Source organism: Deinococcus alpinitundrae (genome assembly GCF_009982895.1).
GTDB lineage: Bacteria > Deinococcota > Deinococci > Deinococcales > Deinococcaceae > Deinococcus > Deinococcus alpinitundrae.
In genome coordinates, this window is record NZ_WXZL01000235.1 from 1 (window position 1) to 273 (window position 273).

The following is a 273-nucleotide window of genomic DNA, read 5'->3' on the forward strand; positions in this document are numbered from 1 at the left end:
TGGCGGCGTGGCGGAGTGTTTTATTGGGCGGGCCGGTGACCGAGGAGGTTCCGGTGTCCATTTGGCGTCCCCTTCAACGGGCCTTGACTCAATTCTCCATCGATCGAAAGAATTTGTTGGAGTTGGTGGACGGTGTGGAACGGGACCTGACCCAGACCCGCTATGAAACCTGGGACGATGTGCAATCTTACTGCTATGGAGTGGCGGGAACGGTGGGGTTGGCCTGTTTGCCGATTTTCGGTTTGGATCCGGTGCGCCATCGGGACTTCGCCG

Annotated in this window: 1 protein-coding gene; it reads left to right on the plus strand. The window is 58.6% G+C overall.

From position 1 onward, the window contains the following. Positions 1-53 precede the first annotated feature (53 nt). Positions 54-273, plus strand: a 220-nt coding sequence (locus tag GUI70_RS23190; RefSeq protein ID WP_368733648.1) for a squalene/phytoene synthase family protein, incomplete at its 3' end; no start/stop codon positions are given.